Consider the following 23,662-nt stretch of genomic DNA (forward strand, 5'->3'; position numbering starts at 1 on the left):
CGGCCCGTTCCGTTCCCCGTCCTCGAGTCCCACCTGCACGACCCCGTCCCGCCTGCACGACCGAAACCTAGGTCTGATCGTGCCCACGGACCCGGGTCGTGCAGGTGTCCCCCCGTCGGCCGACACACGACGACCGACACACGACGACGGGACCGGGACGGATGCACGACCCGGGCACGTCGGGACGACCGACACCCGGGGACGGGTCGTGCATCCGGGAACGGGTCGTGCATCCGGAACCACGCCGGGACCAAGGAGGGACCGGAGACGGAGGGACCGGGACCAAGGAGGGACCGGAGACGAGGGACCGGGACCAAGGAGGGGCCGGAGACGGAGGGACCGGGGATGGGGGTCACCGGGGCTCACAGGTGGGGGGCGACCGCCGTCGCGAAGGCCTCGGCCGTGCGTCGGACCACACGGGCCGGGTCGTCGGCCCAGACGTCGGCATGGAAGATCTCCACCTCGATGTCGCGGTCGTAGCCGGTGTCCTGCACCGCCCGCGTGAGGGTGCCGAAGTCGATCACTCCGTCCCCCGGATAGTGCCGGGAGAGCAGGGGGTCTGCGGCGAGGGGGGTCTTCCAGTCGCACACCTGGTACGTGGCGATGCGCCCCTCCCGTCCGGCCCTGGCGATCTGGTCGAGCACCTGCGGATCCCACCAGATGTGGAACGTGTCGACCGCGGCACCGACCACGGAAGGGTCGAAGTCCGCGGCGATGTCGAGCGCCTGACCGAGGGTGGAGACCACGGCACGGTCGGAGGCGTACATCGGATGCAGCGGCTCGATCGCAAGGGTGACCCCGGCGGCGCGAGCGTCGTCCGCGAGGGCGCCGATGGCGTCGCGGACACGCTCACGCGCCCCGACGAGGTCACGCGACCCCTCGGGCAGACCGCCGGCGACGAGGACGAGCACCGCGGTCGAGCCCTCCGCACCGGCCGCCGCGAGGGTGGCCGCCTCCTCGATCGCCCGGCGGTTGTCGTCGAGCGCGGCGTCACGCTCCGGACCGGGCGGAAGCGTGAAGAAGCCCCCGCGGCAGTGCGTCGTGAAGCGCAGGCCGGAGTCGGTCAGCATGCGGGCGGCGACATCGAGTCCCACCGCCTGCACGGGCTCCCGCCACAGGCCGATGGCCTCGACCCCCGCCGCCGCCGTGACGCGCAGGGCCGTGGCGAGGTCCGCGTGCTTCACGGTGGCCTGGTTGATCGAGAGCCGCGGATGCGGCACGGTCCCGACGCCGGGTGTCCGGGACTCGCGCTCCGCCGCCAGGCTCCGGGGGGCGGTCATGCGTCCACCCCGTTCAGCCGGAGCAGGCCGTGCCATCGCTCCCGGGCGAGCTCCGGCCGCTCCAGGGCGAGCGCCCCGTTCGCCAGCTCGACGATGCGGCTGAGGTGCGGCAGGCTCCGTGCGGAATGCAGCCCCCCGACCATCTGGAACGCGGGCTGATGGCCGTTGAGCCAGGACAGGAAGGCGACCCCGGTCTTGTAGTAGTAAGTCGGTGCCGCGAACACCTGCCGACTCAGCTCCTCCGTCGGGCCGAGGAGGTCGAGGTACCGCTCCGGGTCGTTCGCGTCGAGGGCCTGGATCGCGGCGGAGGCCACCGGGGCGAGCGCGGCGAACGCGCCGAGCAGCGCATCCGAGTGACCGCGCGACGCGGACCCCTCGGGCGCGGCAGCCCCGGTCAGGCTGTCCCCGCCGATGAGGCCGACGTAGTGGAAGTCGTCGCCGGTGAACATGCGCACGCCCTCCGGCAGCCGCTCGCGTACCCACACCTCGGAGTCCGCGTCGAGCAGGCTCATCTTCACCCCGGCGACAGCGGCGCGGTTCTCGCCGATGATGTCGAGCAGCACCCCGGCGGCCTCCTGCCACGCGGGACCACCGCTCCCGGCGGGCGACGAGGGCGCGAAGTAGCCCGCGAGCTCCGGGTCGAACGCGGTGCCGAGCCAGTGCAGCACGACGGGGACCGACGCGCGAGAGAGCACCTCGCGGTAGACGCGGCGATAGTCGTCGGCGGTCTCCGCGACCCGAGCCAGGTGCCGCGAGGCCATGACCACCGGCCCCGCCCCCTGCTCCTCGGCGAAGTGCAGCTGCTCGAGATAGGCGGCGATCACCTGATCGAGCGAGATGCGCTCCTCGTCGACATGATCGGTGTTGACCCCGACCACGACCGTGCCGCCCTCCTCGCGGGCGACCTCGGCGCTGCGGGCGATGAGCTCGCGCACCGCCGCCGCATCCAGCCCCATGTTGCGCTGCGCGGTGTCCATCGCGTCGGCGACGCCGAGACCCCACGAGTACACGTTGCGGCGGAAGGCGAGGGTCGCGTCCCAGTCGATGTCGGCCGGCTGTCCCGGGGTGTTGTCCGCGTGGACCTTCGGGACGACGTGCGCGGCGGCGTAGGCCACCCGGCTGCGGAGCGGGCCCTCCGGCCGCGTGACACCGGCGACCTCGCGGAGCTCCGTGTCGGCGGTGCGGCCGTCGGCGGCGAGCAGGCGGAGGGTGGTCATGCCTCGTCCAGGGTCAGGGGCTCGAGCACGATCTTGCGTCCCTCGGCGCTGGACGCGAGTCCGGCCTCGGCGAACTGGACCCCGCGCGCGCCGGCGAGCATGTCGAACGGGTAGTCCGTCCCGAGGGCGAACGAGGTGAGGTACTCCTCCCACTGCTGCCGGAAGCCGTTCTGGAACACGTCGTTCGTCGGCACCTGCTGCCAGTCGGCGTCGTAGTCGTGGCTGTCCTCCAGGTCGGGGTTCCACACGGGCTTGGGCGTGGCGTTGCGGGGCTGGATCTTCGCACCGAACAGTCCGACGACCGCGGAGCCGTGCGTGCCGTCGACCTGGAACTCCACGAGCTCGTCGCGGTTCACCCGCACGGTCCACGAGGAGTTGATCTCGGCGATCGCCCCGCCGTCGAGCTCGAAGATGCCGTAGGCGGCGTCCTCGGCCGTGGCCGTGTAGTGCTCGCCCTTCTCGTCCCAGCGGTCGGCGATGTGCACCGCGGCCTGTGCATAGACGCTCTTGACCTCGCCGAACAGGTTCTCCAGGACGTAGTTCCAGTGCGGGAACATGTCGGTGATGATGCCGCCGCCGTCCTCGGTGCGGTAGTTCCAGCTCGGACGCTGCGCGGGCTGCCAGTCGCCCTCGAACACCCAGTAGCCGAACTCGCCCCGGACGGAGAGGATGCGGCCGAAGAAGCCCGAGTCGATGAGGCGCTTGAGCTTCTGCAGCCCCGGGAGGTAGAGCTTGTCGTGGACGACGCCGGTCTTCACACCGGCGTCGCGGGCGAGGCGGGCGAGCTCCAGAGCCTCGTCGAGCGACTCGGCCGTGGGCTTCTCGGTGTAGATCGCCTTGCCGGCGGCGATGGCCTTCCGGATCGCGGATGCCCGGGCCTTCGTGACGAGGAAGTCGGCGTAGATCTCCCACTGCGGGTCGGCGAGGGCCGCGTCCAGATCGGTCGTCCAGTCCTCGATGCCGTGCTTCGCCGCCAGTTCGGCCAGCTTGGCCTCGCTGCGTCCGACGAGGATCGGCCGCACGGTCACGCGGCTGCCGTCGGGGAGCTCGATCCCGCCGTCGTCACGGATCGCGAGGATCGACCGCACCAGGTGCTGCCGGTATCCCATGCGCCCGGAGACGCCGTTCATGATGATCCCGATCTCGCGGGTGGGGGCCTGTGCCATCTCGGTCCGTTCCTCTCGGTGGAAGCTGTCGGCGCTGACAGGAGAATGTTGGTAAGCGCTTTCCGAGATCATGGCATGAGACGCTCGACCTCGCAACCGCGCCTAACGCGGAGGGGCCGTGCTCGCCCGCACGTGCAGCGCCGGGGCGACCTCCACGCGCTCGGCGGGCCGGGTGGTCCCCTCGCGCAGCCGATCCCGGAGAAGCTCCACCGCGCGGCGTCCGACGTGCTGCTTGGGCGGCCGCAGCGCGGTGAGCGGAGGGGAGCCGTGCTCCGCGACCTCGTCGTCGTAGGCGATCAGGGAGAGGTCGTCGGGCAGCCGCCAGCCCGCATCCTGCAGATGTTGCTGGAGCAGGAGCGCCTGCGGGTCCGAGTGCACGAGCAGCGCGGTCGTGCCCGTGTCACGGATCTCGGCGAACACCGAGGACACGACGTCCGCCTGCGCGGGCCCCTCCATCCGGTCCAGCGCCGCATCGCGATCCACGCCCACCGCGAGACCGAGCTCCGCGACTGCCCGCGACCAGCCCTGCCGGAGCCCGGCGGAGGTCGGCGACTGCGGCGACGTGAGGATCCCGACCCGCCGGTGTCCGAGCGCGGCGAGGTGCCCGGCGGCGAGCGCACCCCCGAACGCGTGGTCCGTCGCCACGGTCTGCATCCGGGTGAGGGCGAGCGCGGGCGGGGTCCGGCGCTCGACCAGCACGACGGGAACCGGGAGCGTGTCCAGCCACGAGAGCAGCGCGTGTCCGTCGGCGCCCTGCGTCTCGGGGGCCACGATGAGGCCGTGCACGGTTCCGGATTCCAGGAGCGCCGCGATCTGGCGACGCTGGTCCTGCGCGGCGTAACTGGCTCCGCGGAGCACGAGCTGCACCCCGGTCTCCACCCCGGCGCTCCGGGCGCCGACGACGACCTGCGGCCAGTAGTAGCTCAGCGACGGCACCACCATGCCGATGCGGAACTGCGGCCCGGGAAGGGCAGCGCGGGCGACGGTCGTGTCCAGCGCGCTCCGCAGCACTGCTCCCCCGTGCACCCTGGTCAGCAGTCCGCGGTCCGCCAGCGCGGTGATGTCGCGACGGATGGTGAGCTCGGCCACCCCGAAGTCACGGGCGAGCTCGGCGACGCGCACGGCGCCGGTACGGCGCAGCTCGTCCAGGATGCGCTCGCGGCGGGAGAGGCCGAAACGCGGGGTGGGACGCTCTTCGGTCACACGATCCTCCCGACGTGCCGCACATCTTCGAGGGTGATGCGGGGGATCAGCATCCGGCTGCCTTCCGTGTACGAGTGTGTTCGATCTGGATGGTTCCTGTTCGATCACGTTGCCTGGGCTCGAACGCACAGTCTTCACTGGAACGGCACGCTTCGGCAAGCGCATACCCGAGACCCGCGGAGACTCATGGCCCACCGACCGTTCACCATCGCCGCCCTCTCCACGGAGGCGTGGGACCTCGTGTTCGACGACGCTCGGCGCGCCCGTCTGCGGACGCTCGTGGCCACCGGCACCCCGCTGCACACGCCCACGCTCGACGCGGCGGCCGCGGCCGACCGCGTGTCAGGGATCGAGGTGCTGGTGACGGGCTGGGGCGCCCCCCTCCTGGACGCGGCCCTGCTCGACCGGCTCCCCCGACTCCGCGCGGTGTTCCATGCGGCGGGGAGCGTGCGCGGCGTCGTGTCCGACGCCTTCTGGGAGCGCGACATCCTGCTCACGTCCGCCGCCGAGGCCAACGCGGCCCCCGTCGCCGAGTACACACTCGCGATGATCCTGCTCTCCGGCAAACGCGCCCTCCTCCCGCTCCGCGGGGACGACGCACAGCGCGACCTGCGCATCGGGCCCCGCGTCACCGGCCGCATCGGCAACCTCGACCGCACGGTGGGCATCGTCGGGTTCTCCCGCATCGGGCGCCGCGTCGTCGACCTGCTGCGGCCCTTCCCCGGACTGCAGGTGCTCGTCGCCGACCCGTACGCGGACGCCGAAGAGGTGGCCGCGGCGGGCGCACGGCTCGTCCCACTCCACGCCCTGCTCCCCGCCGTCGACCTGCTCTCCCTGCACGCACCGGCGCTGCCCGCGACGCGGGGGATGATCGGCCGCGCGCAGCTCGCGGCCCTGCACGACGGCGCCACCGTGCTCAACACCGCGCGCGGTGCCCTCCTCGATCACGACGCGCTGCTCGCGGAGTGCGCCTCCGGTCGCCTCGACGCGATCCTCGACGTCACCGATCCGGAGCCGCTTCCGCCCGACCACCCGCTGCTGCACCTGCCGAACGTCGCGGTCACCCCGCACCTCGCCGGCTCGCTCGGCACCGAGGCGCACCGGCTGGCCGACGCCGCCCTCGACGAGCTCGAGGCGTGGGTGGCCGGCCGTCCGCCTCGACACCCCGTGCACCGCGCCGACCTCGCGCACAGCGCATGACGATCCTCGCGCTGCCTCCGGAAGACCGGGCGCTCTCCCCGCACACGGGATGGACGCGCGCGCACCTGATGACGGTGGCCGATGCCATCCTCGACGGGGCCGCCCGTCATGCGAGCCCGGCGGGCGCGGGCATCCGGTACCCCGGCGCGCCTGGCGGCTTCGGCGCCGCGGTCGACGCGCTCGAGGGTTTCAGCCGCACGTTCCTGCTGGCCGCGTTCCGCATCGCCGGCGACCCACGCGGCACAGAGCCGTTGGCCGAGCGGTATGCCAGAGGGCTGGCGGCAGGTGTCGATCCGGCCGGTGCCGAACGGTGGCCGCGCCCCGACGAGGTCGACCAGGCGAAAGTCGAGGCCGCGGCGCTCGCCCTGGGTCTGCACCTCACCCGCGACACGGTGTGGGCGCGCCTGGACGACAGCGCCCGGACCCGCACCGTGGACTACCTGGCGGCCGTCGTCGGTGGGAGCTATCCGCCGAACAACTGGGCCTGGTTCCGGGTGCTCGTCGAGCAGTTCCTGGAGAGCGTCCGCGGGCCGTCCTCCGACGCGGACCGCGCAGCCGACTTCGCGCTGCTCGACGGCTTCGAGCGGGACGGCGGATGGAGCGCGGACGGCGCCGCGCGATCGTTCGACCACTACGCCGGCTGGGCGCTGTCCTTCTACCCGCTGCTCTGGGCGGACATGGTCGGCGAGGAGCCGCGCCACGCGGATCGCATCGCCCGGTATCGCCGGCGGCTGGACGCGTTCCTCGACGACGCGCTGCACCTCGTCGGCGCCGACGGAGGACCACTCATCCAGGGCCGCAGCCTCACCTACCGTTTCGCGACGGCCGCCGCGGCCGGGGTCGCGGCGTTCTCCGGCACCTCGCGGCACGACCCCGGCCTCCTGCGCCGGGCGGTGAGCGGTCAGGTCCGGCACTTCACCGACCGCGGTGCGCCGGATGCGACCGGAGTGCTGCCACTCGGCTGGCACGGCGCCTGGCATCCGCTCGCCCAGGACTACTCCGGCCCCGGCTCTCCGTACTGGGCGGCGAAGGGTCTCCTGCCGCTCGCCCTGCCCGCGGCGCATCCGTTCTGGACGGCCGTCGAACAGCCCCTGCCGATCGATCGGGGTCCGTTCACCCGCGTCCTCATCGCCCCGGGGTGGCTCGCGACGGGTACCGCGGACGGGATCGTGCGTGTGGTCAACCACGGCACCGACCACCGGATGCCGGGTGCTCACCAGCCGGATGCGCCGTTGTACGCGAAGCTCGGATACTCGACCGCGACCGCGCCCGTGCTCGCCGGCCCCGGAGTCCGTGATCCGCTCGACGGCACGGTCGCCGTGGTGCGCGAGGGGCGGGCGAGCCACCGCTCCGGCTTCGCGACCGGACCGCTGCGGAAGGTCGACTACGCCGTGCTCGGCAGCTCCTCCGGCCTCGTGCACTGGCACGACGGCTTCCGCGCGGAGTTCGATGTCGGCGGAGGCGGCGCGGCCGCCGAGACCACGGTCGGCCCCATGGTCGACGTGGTGTCGGCGCTCCGCGGACCGTGGGAGGTGCGGCTCGTGCGGGTCCGGGAGGGCGCGGGGACGGACGGGGTGATCCGCGACGGCGACGTCCTCCGCATCGGCGGCTGGGCGCTGTCCTCCCCGACGGTCGTCGAGACCGGCCCCGCGGCTGTCACCGCCGCCCTCGCCCTCGGCGGCGAGACGCAGAGCCGGGTCATCGGACTCCTCGGAGTCGACGGTGCGACCGCGGGGGTCCGACGGGAGCGGGACGCGACCCCGCTCGGCCCGGAGACCGCCACCCCGTGGTTCTCGGCGGCGGTGCGGCCGGACGTCTGGATGGCCGTCGGCGTGCTTCTCGGGAGTTCCCCCGGCGTGCCGCAGCTCGACCTGCGGGCAGGCGACGCGGCGGTGTCCTGGCCGGACGGTGCCAGGACGCGCTTCCGCCCCGAGGAGTTCCTTCCGCGGGGGTGAGCGTCAGCGGCGTGCCGTACTCGCGCGCTCGACGAGCCGAGTCGGCACCACCACGGGCGCGGCGGGATCGGTCGCCGCCGCGTCGCCCTCCACGGCGGCGATGAGCGCTGTGACCGCCCGCTGCGCGAGCGCCGGGAAATCCTGGCGGATCGTCGTGAGCGGCGGGAGGAAGTTCGCCGCTTCCGGGATGTCGTCGAAGCCGACCACGCTGACGTCGCCGGGGACCGTGCGTCCGGATTCCGCCACCGCGCGCAGCACCCCGAGCGCCATCTGGTCGTTGGCGCAGAACACCGCCGTCGCCTGGGCCAGGGCCGCCCCCGCGGCGAAGCCGGACTCCGCGCTCCAGTCCCCGTGCACGACCGCCGGAGGCGTGAGACCGGCAGCCGTCAGAGCCTCGCGCCACCCGCGCTCGCGCTCGGCGGCGGCGAACGAGTCCGCCGGTCCCGCGAGGTGGTGGACGGTCTCGTGCCCCGCGGCGAGCAGGTGGCGCGTGGCAGCCTCTGCTCCCGCGGCGTGATCGCTGTGCACCACGATCGCTCCGGCTCCTGCGGGAGCGTCCACGACGACAAGATGCAGCTCCGGCGGCAGAGTGGCGGCAGGGACCAGCGCCGAAGCCTCGTTCAGCACGAGGGCACCGTCGACGCCCTGGTCGGCGAGCCGGGCGAACGCCGCGTCCACGCCGTCCGCAGCCGTGACGACCGTGAGCGCATAGCCGCGTTCCGCCGCCGCCTCGGCCGTGGCCTGCAGCATCCGGGAGTTGCCGACCGTGGCCAGGGTGGTCACGACGAGACCGAGGGTGTGACTGCGACCGGTGCGCAGGGCACGCGCGGCCCGATGCGGCCGGTACCCCAGTTCGGTCATCGCGGCCTCGACCCGCGCCCGCGTCTGCGGGTCCACGCGCGGACTGCCGTTGACGACGCGGGAGACGGTCTGTCCGGAGACACCGGCTCGCGCCGCCACGGTCGCCATGGACACGCGAGCGGACACCGACGCCGACAGCTTCCGGGCCACGGGATCCTCCGTTCACAACTCCGTCATGTTGACGTTAGCACGCGGCTCGATCTACCATGTTGACGTGAACACGCCCGAATCTCCTGAGTTGCGCACGGAGCGTCTCGGCGCCGGTGTCGTCAAGCGCCCGACCACCCTCGCCGACGGCCGTGAGCTCATCTACTACGACGACCCGGAGACGACCCTCGGCGCGGAACGGTCGGTCGACGCCCGCACCCTTGCCCCTCGACCCGACACCGCGACCATGCGGCTCGACGTTCTCACGGGCGACTGGATCACCGTCGCCGCCAACCGCCAGAACCGCGTGATGATGCCGGGAGCCGACGCCGACCCGCTCGCGCCGCAGACGCCGGGGAATCCGTCCGAGGTGCCGTCCCGGTACGACGTGGCCGTGTTCGAGAACCGCTCCCCCGCATTCGGCCCCGCTCTCGCCGAGCCCGTCGGCACCGTCCCGGGGGCGACGAACCCCCCGCGCGGCCTCGACGACCTCGCGGCCCTCGGACTCGGGCGCACCCGCACCGCCGTCGGCCGCTGCGAGGTCGTGTGCTTCAGCCCCGAGCACTCCGGCTCCTTCGGCACCCAGACCGCGACCCGCGCCCGCACCGTGATCGAGGCCTGGGCCGACCGCACCGCCGCTCTGTCCTCCCTGCCCGGGATCCAGCAGGTCTTCCCGTTCGAGAACCGCGGCGAGGCGATCGGCGTGACCCTCCCCCACCCGCACGGGCAGATCTACGCGTATCCCTACGTGACCCCGCGCACCGCCCGGGTGCTGGACGCCGTCGACCGCACCGCACCCGACCTCTTCGCCCGCATCCTCGCCGAGGAGCAGGCCTCCGAGCGGGTGGTGTTCCGCGGCGAGCACTGGACCGCGTTCGTGCCCTTCGCGGCGCGGTGGCCGCTCGAGGTGCACCTCATGCCGCATCGGCACGTGCCCGACCTCGCCGAGACCACGGCGGAGGAGCGCGACGAGCTCGCCCCGCTCTACCTCCGTCTCCTCCGCGGCGTCGACGCGCTCTACGACAGCCCCACCCCGTACATCGCCGCGTGGCACCAGGCTCCGGTCCACGTCGGCCGCGAGAGCGTGCGCCTGCACTTGCAGCTCACGAGCCCCCGCCGCGCCGCCGACAAGCTCAAGTTCCTCGCGGGCTCCGAGGCCGCGATGTGGGCCTGGGCCGCCGAGGTCGCCCCCGAGCAGGGGGCCGCCCGACTCCGCGAGGCCCTCGCTCGCGCCGACCAGGAAGCCTCCGCATGACCTCCGCACACGACGCCGCCGTCGACCTCTTCGCCGCCCTCGCCGGGCGCACGCCGGACGGCGTCTGGTCCGCCCCGGGGCGCGTGAACCTCATCGGCGAGCACACCGACTACAACGACGGCTTCGTGCTGCCGTTCGCGATCCCGCAGCGCACGGTCGCCGCCGTCCGCCACCGTGCCGACCGACGGCTCCGCGTCGCCTCGACCTTCGCGGACGAGCCGGTCGAGATCGCTCTCGACGACCTCGACCGCCTCTTCCCCACCCCGCCCGGCACGGCGCCCGCGGTGCCGGAGTGGGCGGCGTACCCGCTCGGCGTCGCCTGGGCGCTCCGCGCGACCGCCCCCGCGGCCACGGTCTCCGGCCTGGACATCGCGATCGCCTCCGACGTCCCGGTCGGGGCCGGGCTCTCGTCGTCCGCCGCGATCGAGGGCGCGACGGCCACGGCACTGAACGAGCTCTGGGACGCCGGCCTCGACGCGGTCGCCCTCGCCCGGATCGGACGCACGGCGGAGAACGAGGCCGTCGGCGCGCCCACCGGCATCATGGACCAGATGGCCTCGATGCTCGGGGAGCCCGACGCCGCGATCTTCCTCGACTGCCGCTCTCTCGCCGCCGACGTCGTGCCGCTGGGCATGGCCGACGCCGGCCTCGCGGTGCTCGTGATGGACACCCGCGTCACGCACGCGCACTCCACCGGCGGCTACCGGGAACGCCGCGCCGCATGCGAACGCGGAGCCGCGATCCTCGGAGTGCCCGCGCTGCGCGACGTCGCCGTGGCCGACCTCGCCCGCGCCGAGAGCCTGATGGACGACATGACCTTCCGCCGCGTGCGCCACATCGTCACGGAGAACCAGCGCGTGCAGGACACGGTGGCGACGCTGCGCACCGCGGGCGCACGCGGCATCGGCGACCTCCTCGTCGCGTCCCACGCGTCGATGCGCGACGACTTCGAGATCTCGACGCCGGAGCTCGACGCCGCGGTGGAGACCGCCCTCACCTCGGGGGCGGTGGGTGCGCGCATGACCGGCGGCGGCTTCGGCGGTGCCGCGATCGCCCTCGTCGACCGCGGTGCCATGCCTCACCTCGCCGACGCGGTGCGGGGGCGGTTCGCCGCCGAAGGCTTCGTCGCCCCGCACCTGTTCGAGGTCAGTCCGTCCGCAGGTCCGCGCCGCGACGCCTGACACAATGAAGGGTCGAGCCGCCACCGCCGCGGCAGGAGAGGAACGCATGTCCTGGATCGTCACCGGCGGCGCCGGCTACATCGGTGCCCACGTCGTCCGCGCTCTCGCAGAGGCCGGTCTCTCCCCCTTCGTCCTGGACGACCTCTCCAGCGGCGTCGCCTCCTTCGTGCCGGAGGGCGTGCCCTTCGTGCAGGGCAGCATCCTCGACCGCGCCCTCGTCGAGGAGACCCTGCGCACGCACGAGGCGGAGGGCGTGATCCACGTCGCGGGCTACAAGTACGCCGGCGTCTCGGTCCAGCGCCCGCTGCACACCTACGCCCAGAACGTCGAGGGGACGCGGATCATCCTCGAGGCGATGGCGGCGGCGGGCGTCGCGAACATCGTCTTCTCCTCTTCGGCGGCCGTGTTCGGCACGCCGGACGTCTCCCTCGTCGTCGAAGACACCGCCAAGAGGCCCGCGAGCCCCTACGGCGAGTCGAAGCTCATCGGCGAATGGCTGCTCCGCGACCAGGCCGTCGCCACCGCCCACGCCGACCGCCCGCTGCGTCACACCTCGCTGCGGTACTTCAACGTCGTCGGCTCGGCCGACCCGACGGTCTACGACGTCAGCCCGCACAACCTCTTCCCCATCGTCTTCGAGGCGCTGATCGAGGGCCGCACCCCGAAGATCTTCGGCGACGACTACGACACCCCTGACGGCACGAACGTGCGCGATTACGTGCACGTCGGCGACATCGCCGCCGCCCACGTCGCCGCAGCGCAGCGCCTGGCCTCCGGCGCCCCGATCGAGCCCGCGTACAACCTCGGCTCCGGCGACGGCCTCAGCGTGAAGCAGATCATGGATGCGGTCGCCCGCGTCACCGGCATCGACTTCACCCCCGAGGTCGGCCCTCGCCGCCCCGGCGACCCGGATCGGATCGTGGCGACCGGTGAGCTCGCGGCCCGCGACCTCGACTGGACCATGCGCTACACCGTCGACGAGATGGTGCGCACGGGCTGGGAGGCCCGCCGCGCCGCCGGCTGATCTCAGAGGTCGCGCGTGCGGATGGGGTAGAGCCAGAAGCACAGCCACCCGACGGCGGTGAACGCCAGGGGGATAACCGCCAGCATCAGCCGGATGCCGCCGTCGACGGCCTCCGGCTGCGCGTCGCCGAGCCCGGCGTCGAAGCCCGTCGCGGTCAGCACAGCCGCGGCGACGATCGCCTGGAGGACAACGGAGCCGCGCACGACGAACCCGTTCACGCCGAAGTACGCACCCTCGCGACGGTGGCCCGTGCGATGCGCGTCGTCGTCGATGATCTGGGCGAGCACGACCTCGAGGAGCTGCAGCAGCCCGCCGACGCCGACGCCGACCGCCACCCCGACGAGAGCCGCCGCCCCCACCGACGTCGGGACCAGGTAGCCGAGCACCGCGACCCCGAACACCGCGACGCTCCACAGCAGCGCCGTGCGCGGGGAGGTGCGCCGGACTACCGCGCTCCACAGCACGATCGACGGGATGGCCGTGAGGAAGATGGCGCCGAGCAGGAGGCTGCCCCCGCCCTCGGCCGCCCCCAGCGAGTAGCGGACGTAGAACGGGACGGCGGCGAGGATCACGGCGATCGAGGTCTGCACGCAGAGCGAGCCCAGCACGTACGGCACGAAGGCGCGGTTGCGGAACGTGTAGACGAGCTGGTCCCGCCAGCGCATGGCCTCGGAGGCGGCCTCGGGCACCCGGCGCTCGATCATCCCGCCGAGGAACGACCAGGCGAGCAGCACGAGACAGACACCGCTCAGCACGAGCGCCATCCCGGGCCAGCCGATCGCGTCGTAGAGCGCGGGGGCTCCTGCCGTGCCGAGCACCATGCCGAGGATCGCGAAGATCTGCCGCGGCACGTTCCCGCGGGCGCGCTCCTCCGTGGTGCGGAAGATCTCCGGGAACAGCGCCGAGATGTTCAGCACCACCACGATGAAGGCGATGTCGTAGACCGCGACGACCACGAGGAACCACACGATGAGCCCGGCCGCCGGGAGCGCGGGCGGCATCCAGACGAGGGCGAACGCGACGACGAGCGGCACGATGCCGAGCCCGATCCACGGGATGCGGCGGCCCCACGGCGTGCGGATCCGGTCGGAGAGCGCCCCGACGACAGGGTTGAGCGCCGCGTTGAGGATGCCGTGGGCGATCATCGCCGCCGCCACCCACCCCGCGGGGACGGCGAGGTGCGAGACGTAGAAGTAGACGACGAACGCCGAGAACGTCTGCGTCATCAGCTGCGTCGGGAACCCCGAGGCCCCGAAGGCGATGGTCTGGGAGCGGGTGGGAGCGGCGTCGAGACGGCGGTCGCGCAGCCGTTCGCCGAGCGCCGTCACCGGGCGTCTCCGCGCTGCAGCTCCCGCAGCGCGCGCCAGCCGACGCGGACCAGGCCCTCCTCGGCGATCGTCTGCTGCACGAGGGGATCGTCGAGCAGCCGCAGCTCGTAGCCGCGCTTGGCCGCCGCGAAGTCCACCGCGGCGCGCAGCTCCTCACCGTCGGCCATCGGGTGCAGGTAGATCTCGGTGACCCCGGGCGGGACGGCGCGCAGCACCGCGAGGAACCCGTCTCGGACCTGCTCGTACGACTCCTCATCGGCGGTGCCCTCGCCGCGCAGCTCGAACGGATGCGTCCAGAGCCGATCGACGATCTCCACGCCGAACGCATCCGCCACCGCCGCCGCCTCGGTGAGCTTCGCCTGCAGCATCGGATCGGCGTCCGCTCCCTCCATCTCGCGGGGCAGGCGGAACGGGAGCCCGTGCCGGGCGGCGAGCTCGAAGACGGCGCGCAGGAAGTCCCGGCCGGTCAGCAGCCCGTAGACGGAGCCCATGTGGTTGTCGAGGTGGGTCACGTCGACGCCGGCATCGAGCGCCGCCTGCAACTGCGCGGCGATCTCGGCGGCGACATCCTCCTCCGACGCGTGCTGCTCCACGGTCGCGACGTCGGCGGGGAAGAAGCCGTCGGCGTCGACGAGGGTCGACGAGCCCGCGGTGAGCGGACGCCACCGGTATCGGCGCCACTCGCTCGTGAGGACGAGGTGCACGCCCACGTCGAGGTCCGGGTGCGCGGCGGCGAAGGCGAGTGCTTCCGGGGACCAGGCACAGGGCACCATCACCGTCGCCGAGTCGATCCGGTCACGCGCCAGGAGTCCGGAGATCGCCGCGTTCGCGGCATGGCACATCCCGAAGTCGTCGGCGTTGAGGATGACCGCCCTGGCACCGGACGGCAGCCCGAGTCGGTCGGCGAGAGCGGAGGAGGCGGTCATGGCGTGTCCTGTCGGGCGGTCAGCGGCCGGTGGCGGGTGCGCGGGAGGGTGTGAGGATCCGGGTGAAGACGTCGGCGCGGAGCGCGGAGGCCGCCTCACCCACAGCTCCGACGAGCGGCGCCTCCGGACCGAACGCCGAGGCGAGGAAACGGAGCGGCAGCTGCGCGGCGAACTCGTCCGCGACCCGCTCGATCGCATCCAGGAGCGCCGGGTGCACCGCCTCCCCGCCGAGGATGAAGGCCTCGGGATCGAGCACGAGGGCGACGCTGCCCGCCGCGAGGAAGAGCCGTCGTCCGATCTCCGCGACGAGGGCCTGCGCCGCCTCGTCTCCGCGTTGCGCCGCCTCCAGGTGGGCGAGGAAAGGCGCGTCGACATCCAGTCCGAGCCCGAGGGCGAGGTCGCGCACCACCGCGGCGCCCGCGACCGGGGCGCCGATGGGCACCGGCGTCTGCGGGAGGTACATCACCTCGCCCGCCACTCCCGAGAACCCGCGATGCAGCGCCCCGTCGATCACGATGCCGGCGCCGAGGTCGTCGTCGAGCAGCAGGAGCGCGAAACTCGCGAGGTCGATGCCGACGCCGGTGGTCGACTCGGCGAGCGCGGCGAGGTTGACGTCGTTCTCGACGCGGACCGGGCAGTCGAGGGCTGCCGCGAGAGCCGAGCGGAAGGCGCCGCCGTCCGGCCCCTGGTCGTCGCGGATCGCGCCGTCCGACGCGACGATGCCGGGCACTCCGACGACGGCGAGGTGGAGTGCGCCCTTCACGGATCGGCGGCAGGCCGCGACGAGGGCGGCGATGTGCGCGACCCGGTCTTCGCCCGCGGGGAAGGCGCCGTGCCGTTCGGCTCTGATGGTGCCGGTCGCGTCGACGAGGACGACGTGGGCGGCGTGATGGTCCACGTGCACGGCCGCCGCGACCCCGAGGGCGGGGTGCAGAGCGACCCGGCCCGCCGCCGGTCCGCGGGTGTCGCGGTCGACCCCGGCCGCAGTGACGGCTCCCGCGGCGTCGAGCATCCGCAGTACCTGGGTCACGGCCGTGCGGGAGAGGCCGGTCGCCGCCATGAGCTCGGCCCGGGTCTGCGGTCCGCTCCGGGCGAGACGCTCGAGGATCGCGCGGCCGTTGAGCGTGCGGAGCAGGGTCTGCGGTCCTGCGAGGGGTCGTGACATGCGGCGGAACCTCTGGGGGGTCGATTCTCGTGCGGAGTCGGTGCCCGCCAGCCTGCCACATCGCGTCGCACCCGTCGACCCGTCCTTCCCGGCTGCGTCGCCTGCACGACCCGGGCACGGTCGCACGACAGAACTCCGGTTCCGGTCCCCTAGACGTATCCGTGTCGTGCAGATGTGACCGGGTGTCCGGAAGGACGGGCCGAAGGGACCGGCCGGTGGGACGGGGCCGGAGACTGTTGTGAAACCGGGGTCTCGTTCACGCCCGTGACACCTGCACGACCCGGGCACGGCCGCACGACAGAACCCGGGTTCCGGTCCCCCAGACGTACCCGGGTCGTGCAGGTGTGACCGGGTGACCGAGTACCGGGAGGGGACGGAAGGACGTCGGCGGGCCCGCATAGGGTGGAGGGATGACGCCCCTGGTGATCCGAGACGCCGTCGCCGACGATGCCGAGGCCGTGGCCGGAGTGCACGTGCGGTCGTGGCAGGCGGCCTACGAGGGCCTCATCGACCAGGAGGTGCTGGACGGGCTGTCCGTCTCGGAACGGGCCGACGGGTGGCGCCGCATCTTCGCCGATCCGCTGCCCACGAGCCTCGGGACCCTGGTAGCCGAGCGCGACGGCACCGTCGTCGGCTGGGCCTCGTTCGGCTCCGGTCGCGACCCCGACGGCCTGGACGACGCCGAGTTGTACGGCATCTACGCCGACCCGACCGCGTGGTCGACGGGGGCGGGGCATGCCCTCCTCGACGCGGCCGAGCAGCGCATGATCGATGCCGGCCACACCCGCGCCTACCTCTGGGTCCTCGACGGCAACGACCGCGCCGACGGCTTCTACGCCCGGCACGGGTGGGAGCTCGACGGGGCCACGAAGATCGATCAACGCCCGCAGTTCACGCTCCGGGAGCACCGCCGCGTCAAGCTCCTCGCCCCGCGCTGAACGACCGCCGCGTCAGTCGAGCGCGCTCATCACGTGCTTGATCCGGGTGTAGTCGTCGAAGCCGTACTGCGACAGGTCCTTCCCGTATCCGGAGTGCTTGAAGCCGCCGTGCGGCATGTCCGACACGAACGGGATGTGGGTGTTGATCCAGACGCAGCCGAAGTCCATGTCCCGGGAGAAGCGCATGGCCCTGGTGTGCTCCCGCGTCCACACCGAGGCGGCGAGCGCGTACGGCACGTCGTTCGCCATCGTGAGCGCCTCCTCCTCGGTATCGAAGGGCTGCACGGTGAGCACGGGTCCGAAGATCTCGCCCTGCACGACCTCGTCGTCCTGCTGCACGCCGGTCACGATGGTCGCCTCCCAGAAGTAACCGCGGTCGCCCTGCCGCCTCCCACCGGTGGCGATGGTCGCGTGCGCCGCAAGCCGGTCGATGAAGCCCTGCACCTGAGCGAGTTGGGCCGCGCTGCTCAGCGGTCCGTACAGCACGCCCTCTTCGTCCGGCACCCCGGTCCGCGCGTGCGTGCGGGTCCGCTCCACCAGTGCGGCGACGAGCTCGTCGTGCATCGACGCGTGCACGAGCACCCGGGTCGCCGCGGTGCAGTCCTGACCCGCGTTGAAGAAGGCCCCGGTGACGATGCCCTCGACCGCCTTCTCGATCGACGCGTCCGGGAAGACGATCGCGGGCGCCTTGCCGCCGAGCTCCAGGTGCACGCGCTTGACGTCGTCGGCCGCGGAGCGGGCCACGGCCATCCCCGCCCGCACCGAGCCGGTGATCGCCACCATCTGCGGTGTCGGATGCTCGACGAGGGCCGCTCCGGTCTCGCGGTCGCCGAGCACGACGTTGAGGGTGCCCGCGGGGGTGTGCGCGGCGACGATCTCCGCGAGCAGCAGCGTGGTGAGCGGCGTGGACTCGGCCGGCTTCAGCACGACGGTGTTGCCGGCGGCGAGCGCGGGAGCGATCTTCCACACCGCCATGTTCAGGGGGTAGTTCCACGGCGTCACCTGCCCGATCACGCCGATCGGCTCCCGGCGCACGAAGGAGGTGTGCCCGGGGAGGTACTCCGCGGCGGCTCGACCCTCGAGGCTCCGCGCGGCCCCGGCGAAGAACCGCAGCTGGTCCACCGACTGCAGGATCTCGTCGGCGACGAGCGTCGCCCGCGGCTTGCCGGTGTCCTTCGACTCGAGGTCGGCGAACTCCTCGGCCCGCGCGGCCATGTCCTCGGCGATGCGGAACAGGGCGAGCTGGCGCGCAGACGGCGGGGTGTCCCGCCAGGTCGGGAACGCCGCCGCGGCCGCGGCATACGCGGCATCCGCGTCGGTGCGGTCGGAGATCGGGATCTCGCCGTAGGCTTCCTCCGTCACCGGATCGATGAGCGGCAGGCGCCCGCTCCCCGATGCGGTGACGGCGCGACCGCCGATGAAGTTCTGCAGGGGCACGGTCATCGTCGACGGTGAGGACATAGCGCCATGGTAGCCATCCGAGCGCGGAATCTGTAGCTTTTCGTCCACAGATCGACGGAATCAGTTGCGAAGGGCGGGTCAGAATGTCACGATCGGTACATGAGTCCGAAGACGCCTCCCCCCGCCCTCGACGACATCTCGAAGCGCATCGTCGAGCTGCTGCAGGAGGACGGGCGGCGTCCCTATGCGGAGATCGCCCGCGAAGTAGGGCTCAGCGAGGCCGCGGCCCGCCAGCGCGTGCAGCGCCTGACCGAATCGGGTCTGATCCAGATCGTCGCCGTGACCGACCCGCTGCAGCTCGGCTTCCACCGCATGTCGATGATCGGGATCCGGGTGTCCGGCGACCCCCGCGCGATCGCTGAGGAGCTCACGGCGATCCCCGAGCTGGCGTACGTCGTCGTCACCCTCGGGACGTTCGACATCCTCGTCGAGGCGGTGTGCGAGGACGACGACCATCTGCTCGACCTCATCGCCACCCGCATCCGCACCATCCCCGGCATCATCCAGACGGAGAGCCTGCTCTACGCCGGCCTCTACAAAGACCTCTACAACTGGGGAACGCGCTGACGCGCTCCCCTCACATCGGAGTGAACATGGGCACCACGGTCTTCGAACGCCGTCGTCCTTCGCAGTCCGTCGTCGACGACGCCCTGCGCGACACGGCCCTGTCGGTCTTCTGGCTCGACGACGTCGAGCGGCCCGCGCATCCGCCGCTGCGCGGCACCGTGCACACGGACCTCGTGGTCGTCGGCGGCGGCTACACCGGGCTCTGGACGGCCGTGCGCGCGAAGGAGCGGGATCCGGAGCGGAAGGTGGTCCTCCTGGAGGCATCCCGCGTGGCCTGGGCGGCATCCGGGCGCAACGGCGGCTTCTGCGAGTCCAGCCTCACGCACGGCCACGAGAACGGCGTGAACCGCTGGCCCGAGGAGATCGACCGCCTCGAGGAGCTGGGCCACGAGAACCTCGACGGCATCGCCGAGACCGTGCGGCGGTACGACATGGATGCCGAGTTCGAGCGGACGGGCCAGCTCGCGGTCGCCGTGGAGCCGCATCAGGTCGAGTGGCTGCGCGAGGAGGAGGGCTTCCTCGACCGCGAGGCGGTGCAGGCGGAAGTGCATTCCCCCACGTTCCTCGCCGGCGCCTGGGATCGGGAGGGCAGCGCTCTCGTGCACCCGGCGAAGCTGGGCCTGGAGCTCGCACGGGTGGCCGTCGAGCTCGGCGTGGAGATCCACGAGCACAGCCTCGTCCGGCGGATCGAGGGCGCGGACTCCGGTCCGGTGACCCTCGTCACGGAGCACGGCCGGGTGACCGCCGACGCGGTGGCGCTCGCGACGAACGTGTTCCCCTCGCTCCTGAAGCGCAACCGCCTCATGACGGTCCCGGTGTACGACTACGTGCTGATGACGGAGCCGCTCTCGGCCGAGCAGCTCGCGTCCATCGGCTGGCGGAACCGTCAGGGGCTCGCCGACAGCGCCAACCAGTTCCACTACTACCGGCTCACCGCCGACGACCGGATCCTGTTCGGCGGCTACGACGCGGTGTACCACTTCGGCGGCAAGGTGCGCCCCGCGTACGAGGACCGGATGGAGAGCCACCGGCACCTGGCCTCGCACTTCTTCACCACCTTCCCGCAGCTCGCCGGCCTCCGCTTCACGCACCGCTGGGCCGGAGCCATCGACTCCTCCAGCCGATTCTGCGCATTCTTCGGCACCGCCCGCGGCGGTCGGGTCGCCTACGCCACGGGGTTCACCGGACTCGGGGTCGGGGCCGCCCGGTTCGCGGCCGATGTCATGCTCGACAAGCTCGACGGCGAGGAGACCGAACGCACGCAGCTGCGGATGGTGCGCGAGAAGCCGATCCCGTTCCCGCCGGAGCCCGCCGCGTCCGTCGGCATCAACCTCGTCCGCGCCGCGATGGACAGGGCCGACCACAACGAGGGGCGCCGCAACCTGTTCCTGAAGACGCTCGACGCCCTCGGCATGGGCTTCGACTCGTGACCACGCTCACCCCAGGAGCCGTCGTCGACGCGGGGAACCTCGCGCTGACGCACGCCCCGCTGCCCGACGAGGACGTCCGCGACGGCGCACCGACCACGGCCTACACGGTGCTCGACGATGCCGGCGGGATCGAGATCGGCGTCTGGGAGATGACGCCGGGCACGGCGGTGGACGTCGAGGAGGACGAGGTGTTCGTCGTGCTCTCCGGTCGCGCGACCGTGGCGTTCACCGCACCCGCGCTCCCGCCCGTGGGACTCGGCCCAGGGTCAGTGATGCGGCTCACGGCCGGCATGCGGACGGTCTGGACCGTGAACGCGACCCTGCGGAAGGTCTCGATCGGGATCTGACGGCTCGTGCCGAGCGCGTCCCACTCAGGCCCGGCGGACCTCCGCGTGCGGGATGCGTGCGGCCATGACCCGCACCGCTTCCGGGTTGTCGTCCACGAGCACCGCCTCCCGACCGAGTGCGGAGGCCACCGCTCCGGTCGTGCCGCTGCCGGCGAAGAGGTCGAGCACCCGATCGCCCGGTCGGCTGGACGCGGTCACGATGCGCCGGAGGATGCCCTCGGGCTTCTGCGTCGGATACCCCGTCTTCTCCCGTCCGGTCGTCGGGACGATCGTGTGCCACCAGACGTCGGTCGGGAGCTTGCCTCGCGCCGCCTTCTCCGCGGTCACCAGCCCCGGAGCCATGTACGGCTCCCGGTCGACGTCGTCGGAGTTGAACACGTACGTCCGCGGGTCCTTCACGTACACCAGGATCGTGTCGTGCTTGGTCGGCCACCGCCGCCGGGATTTCGCGCCGTAGTCGTACGCCCAGATGAGCTCGTTGAGGAAGCAGTCCCGGCCGAACACCGCGTCGAGCATGACCTTCGCGTAGTGCGCCTCGCGGTAGTCGAGGTGCAGGTAGAGGGTGCCGTCGTCGGCGAGCAGCCGCCAGGCCTCCTCCAGCCGCGGCATGAGGAAGGCGCCGTAGTCGTCGAAGCTGTCGTCGTACGCGCGCAGCATGCCGCGCACCCGCTCGTACCGGTGTCCGTGGAAGCCGTGCCGCACCTCCGGCCCGCCGACCGCGTGTTCAGAACTCAGGAGATCCGACGCGGTTTCGGCCGGTTGGGGGCTGCCCCCGTCGGGATCCGCCGATTCTTCCGGAGTTGTGAACGTGCGGCGGGCGGTGACCACCTGCCGCTCCCGCACTCTTCCGGTGTTGAACGGCGGGTCGAGGTAGACGAGCGTGAAGGACCGGGACGGCAGGGTCGCCGCGACGGCGAGGTTGTCCCCCTCGATCACCGACACCCGCCCCGGGACCTGGACCCCTGAGCCGTCCTCCTGGGTCCCTGAGCCTGTCGAAGGGCCTGAGCCTGTCGAAGGGCCTGCGCCTGTCGAAGGGCCTGAGCCTGTCGAAGGGCTCACGGAACCCGATGCAGCCACGCGTCGGTCGAGAACTTCGACTCCACCAGAGCCTGCGCATCGGCGTACTCGTCCGGCGTGATGCCGCCCTCCTCGGCGGAGGTGAGCGAGCGGAACGTGTCCTTGAAGCGCTCGATGATCTCGGCGCGTTCCAGTCCGGTCTGGCTGCGCAGCGGGTCGACGCGCTTGGCGGCCGAGGTCGTGCCCTTGTCGCTGAGCTTCTCGCGGCCGATCCGCAGCACCTCGGTCATCATCTGGCCGTCGATGTCGTAGGAGAGGGTGGCGTGGTGCAGCACACCTCCGTTCGCGAGGCGCTTCTGCGCGGCGCCGCCGATCTTGCCGGTCGGGCTCGCGATGTCGTTGAGCGGCTGGTAGACGGCGTCGATGCCGAGCGAACGGAGCGCCTGCAGCACCCAGTCGTCGAGGAACGCGTAGGAGTCGGCGAAGGTCATGCCCGCGACGAGCGAGGCCGGCACGTAGAGCGAGTAGGTGATGATCTGCCCCGCGGCCATGAGCATCGCTCCGCCTCCGGAGATCCGGCGGACGACGTCGAAGCCGTGCTTCGCAGCGCCCTCGGGGTCGACCTCATTGCGATACGACTGGAACGACCCGATGACGACGGCCGACTCGTCCCACTCCCAGATGCGCAGCGTCGGACGCCGACGCCCCTCGCCGACGCGGGAGGTGAGCACCTCGTCCAGGGCGAGGTTCATGCGCGGCGAGACCGCCTTCTCGTGGACGATCTCCCAGTCGAAGTCGCCCCAGCCGGGCGCCGTGACGAGCGCGCGGCGGACGGCGGTGCCGACCGCCTCGGGGGTGAAGCCGAGCAGCTGGGCCCCCTCGGGGAGGGCGCCGCGGACGGCCGCGGCGATGGCCGTGGCGTCGGACTCGACGGGGAGACCCTCGACAGCGGCGTTGATGTCGTCGAGCGCGGAGTCCGGTTCGAGGAAGAAGTCCCCGGCGAGCCGGAACCGCGCGATCCGGTCGTTCTCGACCTCGAGGTCGACGACGACGAGCTTGCCCCCAGGAACCTTGTATTCACCGTGCACGGATCCAGCTTAAGGCGCGCACTGCCCCCGTGGTCAGCCGCCGAGCACGACCACGCGCTCCCCTGCCCTGATCGGCGTGGAGTAGCGGTTGCCGGGCGTCGGCAGGGGGCAGACGAACTGGTCGGAGAAGGCGCACGGCGGCAGGTAGGCGCGGTTGAAGTCGATCACCGCCGATCCGTCGGCGGCGGGCTCCTCCACCGGCAGGAATCGGAACCGGTAGGTCTCGAGGCCGTTCGTGCCGTCGGCGAAGACGGCGCTGAGCGTCCCGCTGCCGCTGCGGGTGACGGTGAGTTCGTGGGGTGCGCCGGCGAGCTCGAACCGGAGCCGTCCCGCGATCGGCGTCTCCCGCTCCTCGCCGTCGACCGCCGTGACGACGACCCGCTCGTCCGCTGCGGGCTCGAATGTCGCCGCGAACCGCCAGCGCTCGTCCGGGGCGTAGGCGTCGATCGCCGTGAACCACTCCCGCTGCGGACGGGCCGGATTCCAGACGCGGAGGGCCAGCAGCCCGTTGCGATCGAATACCCGCAACTCCCGCCGCCCGAGGCGCAGGGTCTGGGCGCCGCGGAGGGTGACGACCGACCCCGACGGTCCGAGTTCGCTGCCGCGGATGCCGCCGTCGCCGGTGAGGGCCCAGAGTCCGGGGACGCCGTCGACCGCTGCGGGTTCGGTGATGAGCCAGTTCGTCGACTCCAGCGCGGACGGCCCGTACTCCGACCCCGCATAGCGTTCACGCGCCGCATGCCACTCATGCCAGTCCGTCAGGAAGCTCATCGCCGCGGGCCCTCCCCCTCGCTCGTGCGGATGTGCCCCGAATCTAGGACTGCCCCCATCTCCCGTGGCCTCCCTCCGTCACACGCCTTCACCGCGCGTCATCCCGCGTCACACTCCCCCGCGGTCCCCGCGCAC

21 protein-coding genes are annotated in these 23,662 nt (G+C 72.4%); 9 read left to right on the forward strand and 12 right to left on the reverse strand.

The window, feature by feature from the left end:
- Nucleotides 1-362: 362 nt before the first annotated feature.
- The 4 genes from AB0310_RS07885 to AB0310_RS07900 form a co-directional block, all read right to left on the reverse strand.
- On the reverse strand, nt 363-1,280 hold the full coding sequence (locus tag AB0310_RS07885; protein WP_292794943.1) for a sugar phosphate isomerase/epimerase family protein: 918 nt from the start codon (nt 1,278-1,280) through the stop codon (nt 363-365).
- Nucleotides 1,277-2,497, reverse strand: a complete 1,221-nt coding sequence (locus AB0310_RS07890; RefSeq protein ID WP_292794945.1) for a DUF993 family protein — start codon at nt 2,495-2,497, stop codon at nt 1,277-1,279. The genes AB0310_RS07885 and AB0310_RS07890 overlap by 4 nt, the downstream gene beginning before the upstream one ends.
- Nucleotides 2,494-3,663 carry a Gfo/Idh/MocA family protein gene (locus AB0310_RS07895; protein WP_366236965.1) on the reverse strand — a complete coding sequence of 390 codons (1,170 nt, stop codon included), beginning with the start codon at nt 3,661-3,663 and terminating at the stop codon, nt 2,494-2,496. The genes AB0310_RS07890 and AB0310_RS07895 overlap by 4 nt, the downstream gene beginning before the upstream one ends.
- A gap of 102 nt (nt 3,664-3,765) precedes the next feature.
- The gene (locus AB0310_RS07900) at nt 3,766-4,866 is read right to left on the reverse strand and encodes a substrate-binding domain-containing protein (RefSeq protein WP_259953381.1); all 1,101 of its coding nucleotides are present in this window, start codon (nt 4,864-4,866) and stop codon (nt 3,766-3,768) included.
- Between the two features lie 186 nt (nt 4,867-5,052).
- On the opposite strand from AB0310_RS07900, the gene AB0310_RS07905 reads away from it, so the two are divergent.
- Together AB0310_RS07905 and AB0310_RS07910 are read left to right on the forward strand one after the other, a co-directional pair.
- Complete coding sequence (locus tag AB0310_RS07905) at nt 5,053-6,066, forward strand: hydroxyacid dehydrogenase (RefSeq protein WP_366236966.1); 1,014 nt, start codon at nt 5,053-5,055, stop codon at nt 6,064-6,066.
- A complete protein-coding gene (locus AB0310_RS07910) occupies nt 6,063-8,021 on the forward strand; it encodes a DUF2264 domain-containing protein (RefSeq protein ID WP_366236967.1) in 1,959 nt (652 codons plus the stop codon). Before AB0310_RS07905 ends, AB0310_RS07910 begins: the two co-directional genes overlap by 4 nt.
- 3 nt (nt 8,022-8,024) lie before the next feature.
- Here the strand turns inward: AB0310_RS07910 and AB0310_RS07915 are convergent, their stop codons facing one another.
- Nucleotides 8,025-8,990 carry a LacI family DNA-binding transcriptional regulator gene (locus AB0310_RS07915; RefSeq protein WP_366237441.1) on the reverse strand — a complete coding sequence of 322 codons (966 nt, stop codon included), beginning with the start codon at nt 8,988-8,990 and terminating at the stop codon, nt 8,025-8,027.
- Between the two features lie 67 nt (nt 8,991-9,057).
- On the opposite strand from AB0310_RS07915, the gene galT reads away from it, so the two are divergent.
- The 3 genes from galT to galE are packed head-to-tail and all read left to right on the forward strand — an operon-like array spanning nt 9,058 to nt 12,489.
- Nucleotides 9,058-10,284, forward strand: a complete 1,227-nt coding sequence (galT, locus tag AB0310_RS07920) for a galactose-1-phosphate uridylyltransferase (protein WP_522727335.1) — start codon at nt 9,058-9,060, stop codon at nt 10,282-10,284.
- Nucleotides 10,281-11,465, forward strand: coding sequence for a galactokinase (gene galK, locus AB0310_RS07925; protein WP_366236968.1), 1,185 nt, complete (start codon nt 10,281-10,283; stop codon nt 11,463-11,465). The genes galT and galK overlap by 4 nt, the downstream gene beginning before the upstream one ends.
- 46 nt (nt 11,466-11,511) lie before the next feature.
- A complete protein-coding gene (gene galE / locus AB0310_RS07930) occupies nt 11,512-12,489 on the forward strand; it encodes a UDP-glucose 4-epimerase GalE (RefSeq protein WP_366236969.1) in 978 nt (325 codons plus the stop codon).
- 2 nt (nt 12,490-12,491) lie between these two features.
- On the opposite strand, the gene AB0310_RS07935 is transcribed toward galE, so the two are convergent.
- Genes AB0310_RS07935 through AB0310_RS07945 form a run of 3 tightly spaced genes read right to left on the reverse strand, consistent with a single transcriptional unit; the run spans nt 12,492 to nt 15,908 of the window.
- Entirely contained in the window at nt 12,492-13,817 is a 1,326-nt protein-coding gene (locus AB0310_RS07935; RefSeq protein WP_366236970.1) for an MFS transporter, read from the reverse strand.
- Entirely contained in the window at nt 13,814-14,743 is a 930-nt protein-coding gene (locus AB0310_RS07940) for a polysaccharide deacetylase family protein (RefSeq protein ID WP_280567283.1), read from the reverse strand. Before AB0310_RS07940 ends, AB0310_RS07935 begins: the two co-directional genes overlap by 4 nt.
- Nucleotides 14,744-14,762: 19 nt before the next feature.
- On the reverse strand, nt 14,763-15,908 hold the full coding sequence (locus AB0310_RS07945; protein WP_187662465.1) for an ROK family protein: 1,146 nt from the start codon (nt 15,906-15,908) through the stop codon (nt 14,763-14,765).
- A gap of 410 nt (nt 15,909-16,318) precedes the next feature.
- Here AB0310_RS07945 and AB0310_RS07950 point away from each other — a divergent pair, with 410 nt between their 5' ends.
- A complete protein-coding gene (locus tag AB0310_RS07950; protein WP_187662466.1) occupies nt 16,319-16,846 on the forward strand; it encodes a GNAT family N-acetyltransferase in 528 nt (175 codons plus the stop codon).
- A gap of 12 nt (nt 16,847-16,858) precedes the next feature.
- Here AB0310_RS07950 and AB0310_RS07955 read toward each other — a convergent pair whose 3' ends face one another.
- Nucleotides 16,859-18,307 carry a gamma-aminobutyraldehyde dehydrogenase gene (locus AB0310_RS07955; RefSeq protein WP_366236971.1) on the reverse strand — a complete coding sequence of 483 codons (1,449 nt, stop codon included), beginning with the start codon at nt 18,305-18,307 and terminating at the stop codon, nt 16,859-16,861.
- A 99-nt stretch (nt 18,308-18,406) separates the two neighbouring features.
- On the opposite strand from AB0310_RS07955, the gene AB0310_RS07960 reads away from it, so the two are divergent.
- The 3 genes from AB0310_RS07960 to AB0310_RS07970 are packed head-to-tail and all read left to right on the forward strand — an operon-like array spanning nt 18,407 to nt 20,651.
- On the forward strand, nt 18,407-18,874 hold the full coding sequence (locus AB0310_RS07960; RefSeq protein WP_025105441.1) for an Lrp/AsnC family transcriptional regulator: 468 nt from the start codon (nt 18,407-18,409) through the stop codon (nt 18,872-18,874).
- Between the two features lie 26 nt (nt 18,875-18,900).
- Entirely contained in the window at nt 18,901-20,304 is a 1,404-nt protein-coding gene (locus AB0310_RS07965; RefSeq protein WP_366236972.1) for an NAD(P)/FAD-dependent oxidoreductase, read from the forward strand.
- Nucleotides 20,301-20,651, forward strand: coding sequence for a cupin domain-containing protein (locus AB0310_RS07970; RefSeq protein WP_259953361.1), 351 nt, complete (start codon nt 20,301-20,303; stop codon nt 20,649-20,651). Before AB0310_RS07965 ends, AB0310_RS07970 begins: the two co-directional genes overlap by 4 nt.
- A 24-nt stretch (nt 20,652-20,675) precedes the next feature.
- Here AB0310_RS07970 and AB0310_RS07975 read toward each other — a convergent pair whose 3' ends face one another.
- The 3 genes from AB0310_RS07975 to AB0310_RS07985 form a co-directional block, all read right to left on the reverse strand.
- Nucleotides 20,676-21,593, reverse strand: a complete 918-nt coding sequence (locus tag AB0310_RS07975; protein ID WP_366237442.1) for a DNA-methyltransferase — start codon at nt 21,591-21,593, stop codon at nt 20,676-20,678.
- A gap of 113 nt (nt 21,594-21,706) precedes the next feature.
- A complete protein-coding gene (gene lplAB, locus AB0310_RS07980; protein ID WP_366236973.1) occupies nt 21,707-22,756 on the reverse strand; it encodes a lipoate-protein ligase LplAB in 1,050 nt (349 codons plus the stop codon).
- Nucleotides 22,757-22,789: 33 nt separating this feature from the next.
- Nucleotides 22,790-23,527 (reverse strand): DUF1684 domain-containing protein, encoded by a 738-nt coding sequence (locus AB0310_RS07985; RefSeq protein WP_366236974.1) that lies wholly within the window; start codon nt 23,525-23,527, stop codon nt 22,790-22,792.
- Between the last annotated feature and the right edge of the window lie 135 nt (nt 23,528-23,662).

The sequence above is a fragment of the Microbacterium meiriae genome (assembly GCF_040702565.1).
Lineage (GTDB): Bacteria > Actinomycetota > Actinomycetes > Actinomycetales > Microbacteriaceae > Microbacterium > Microbacterium meiriae.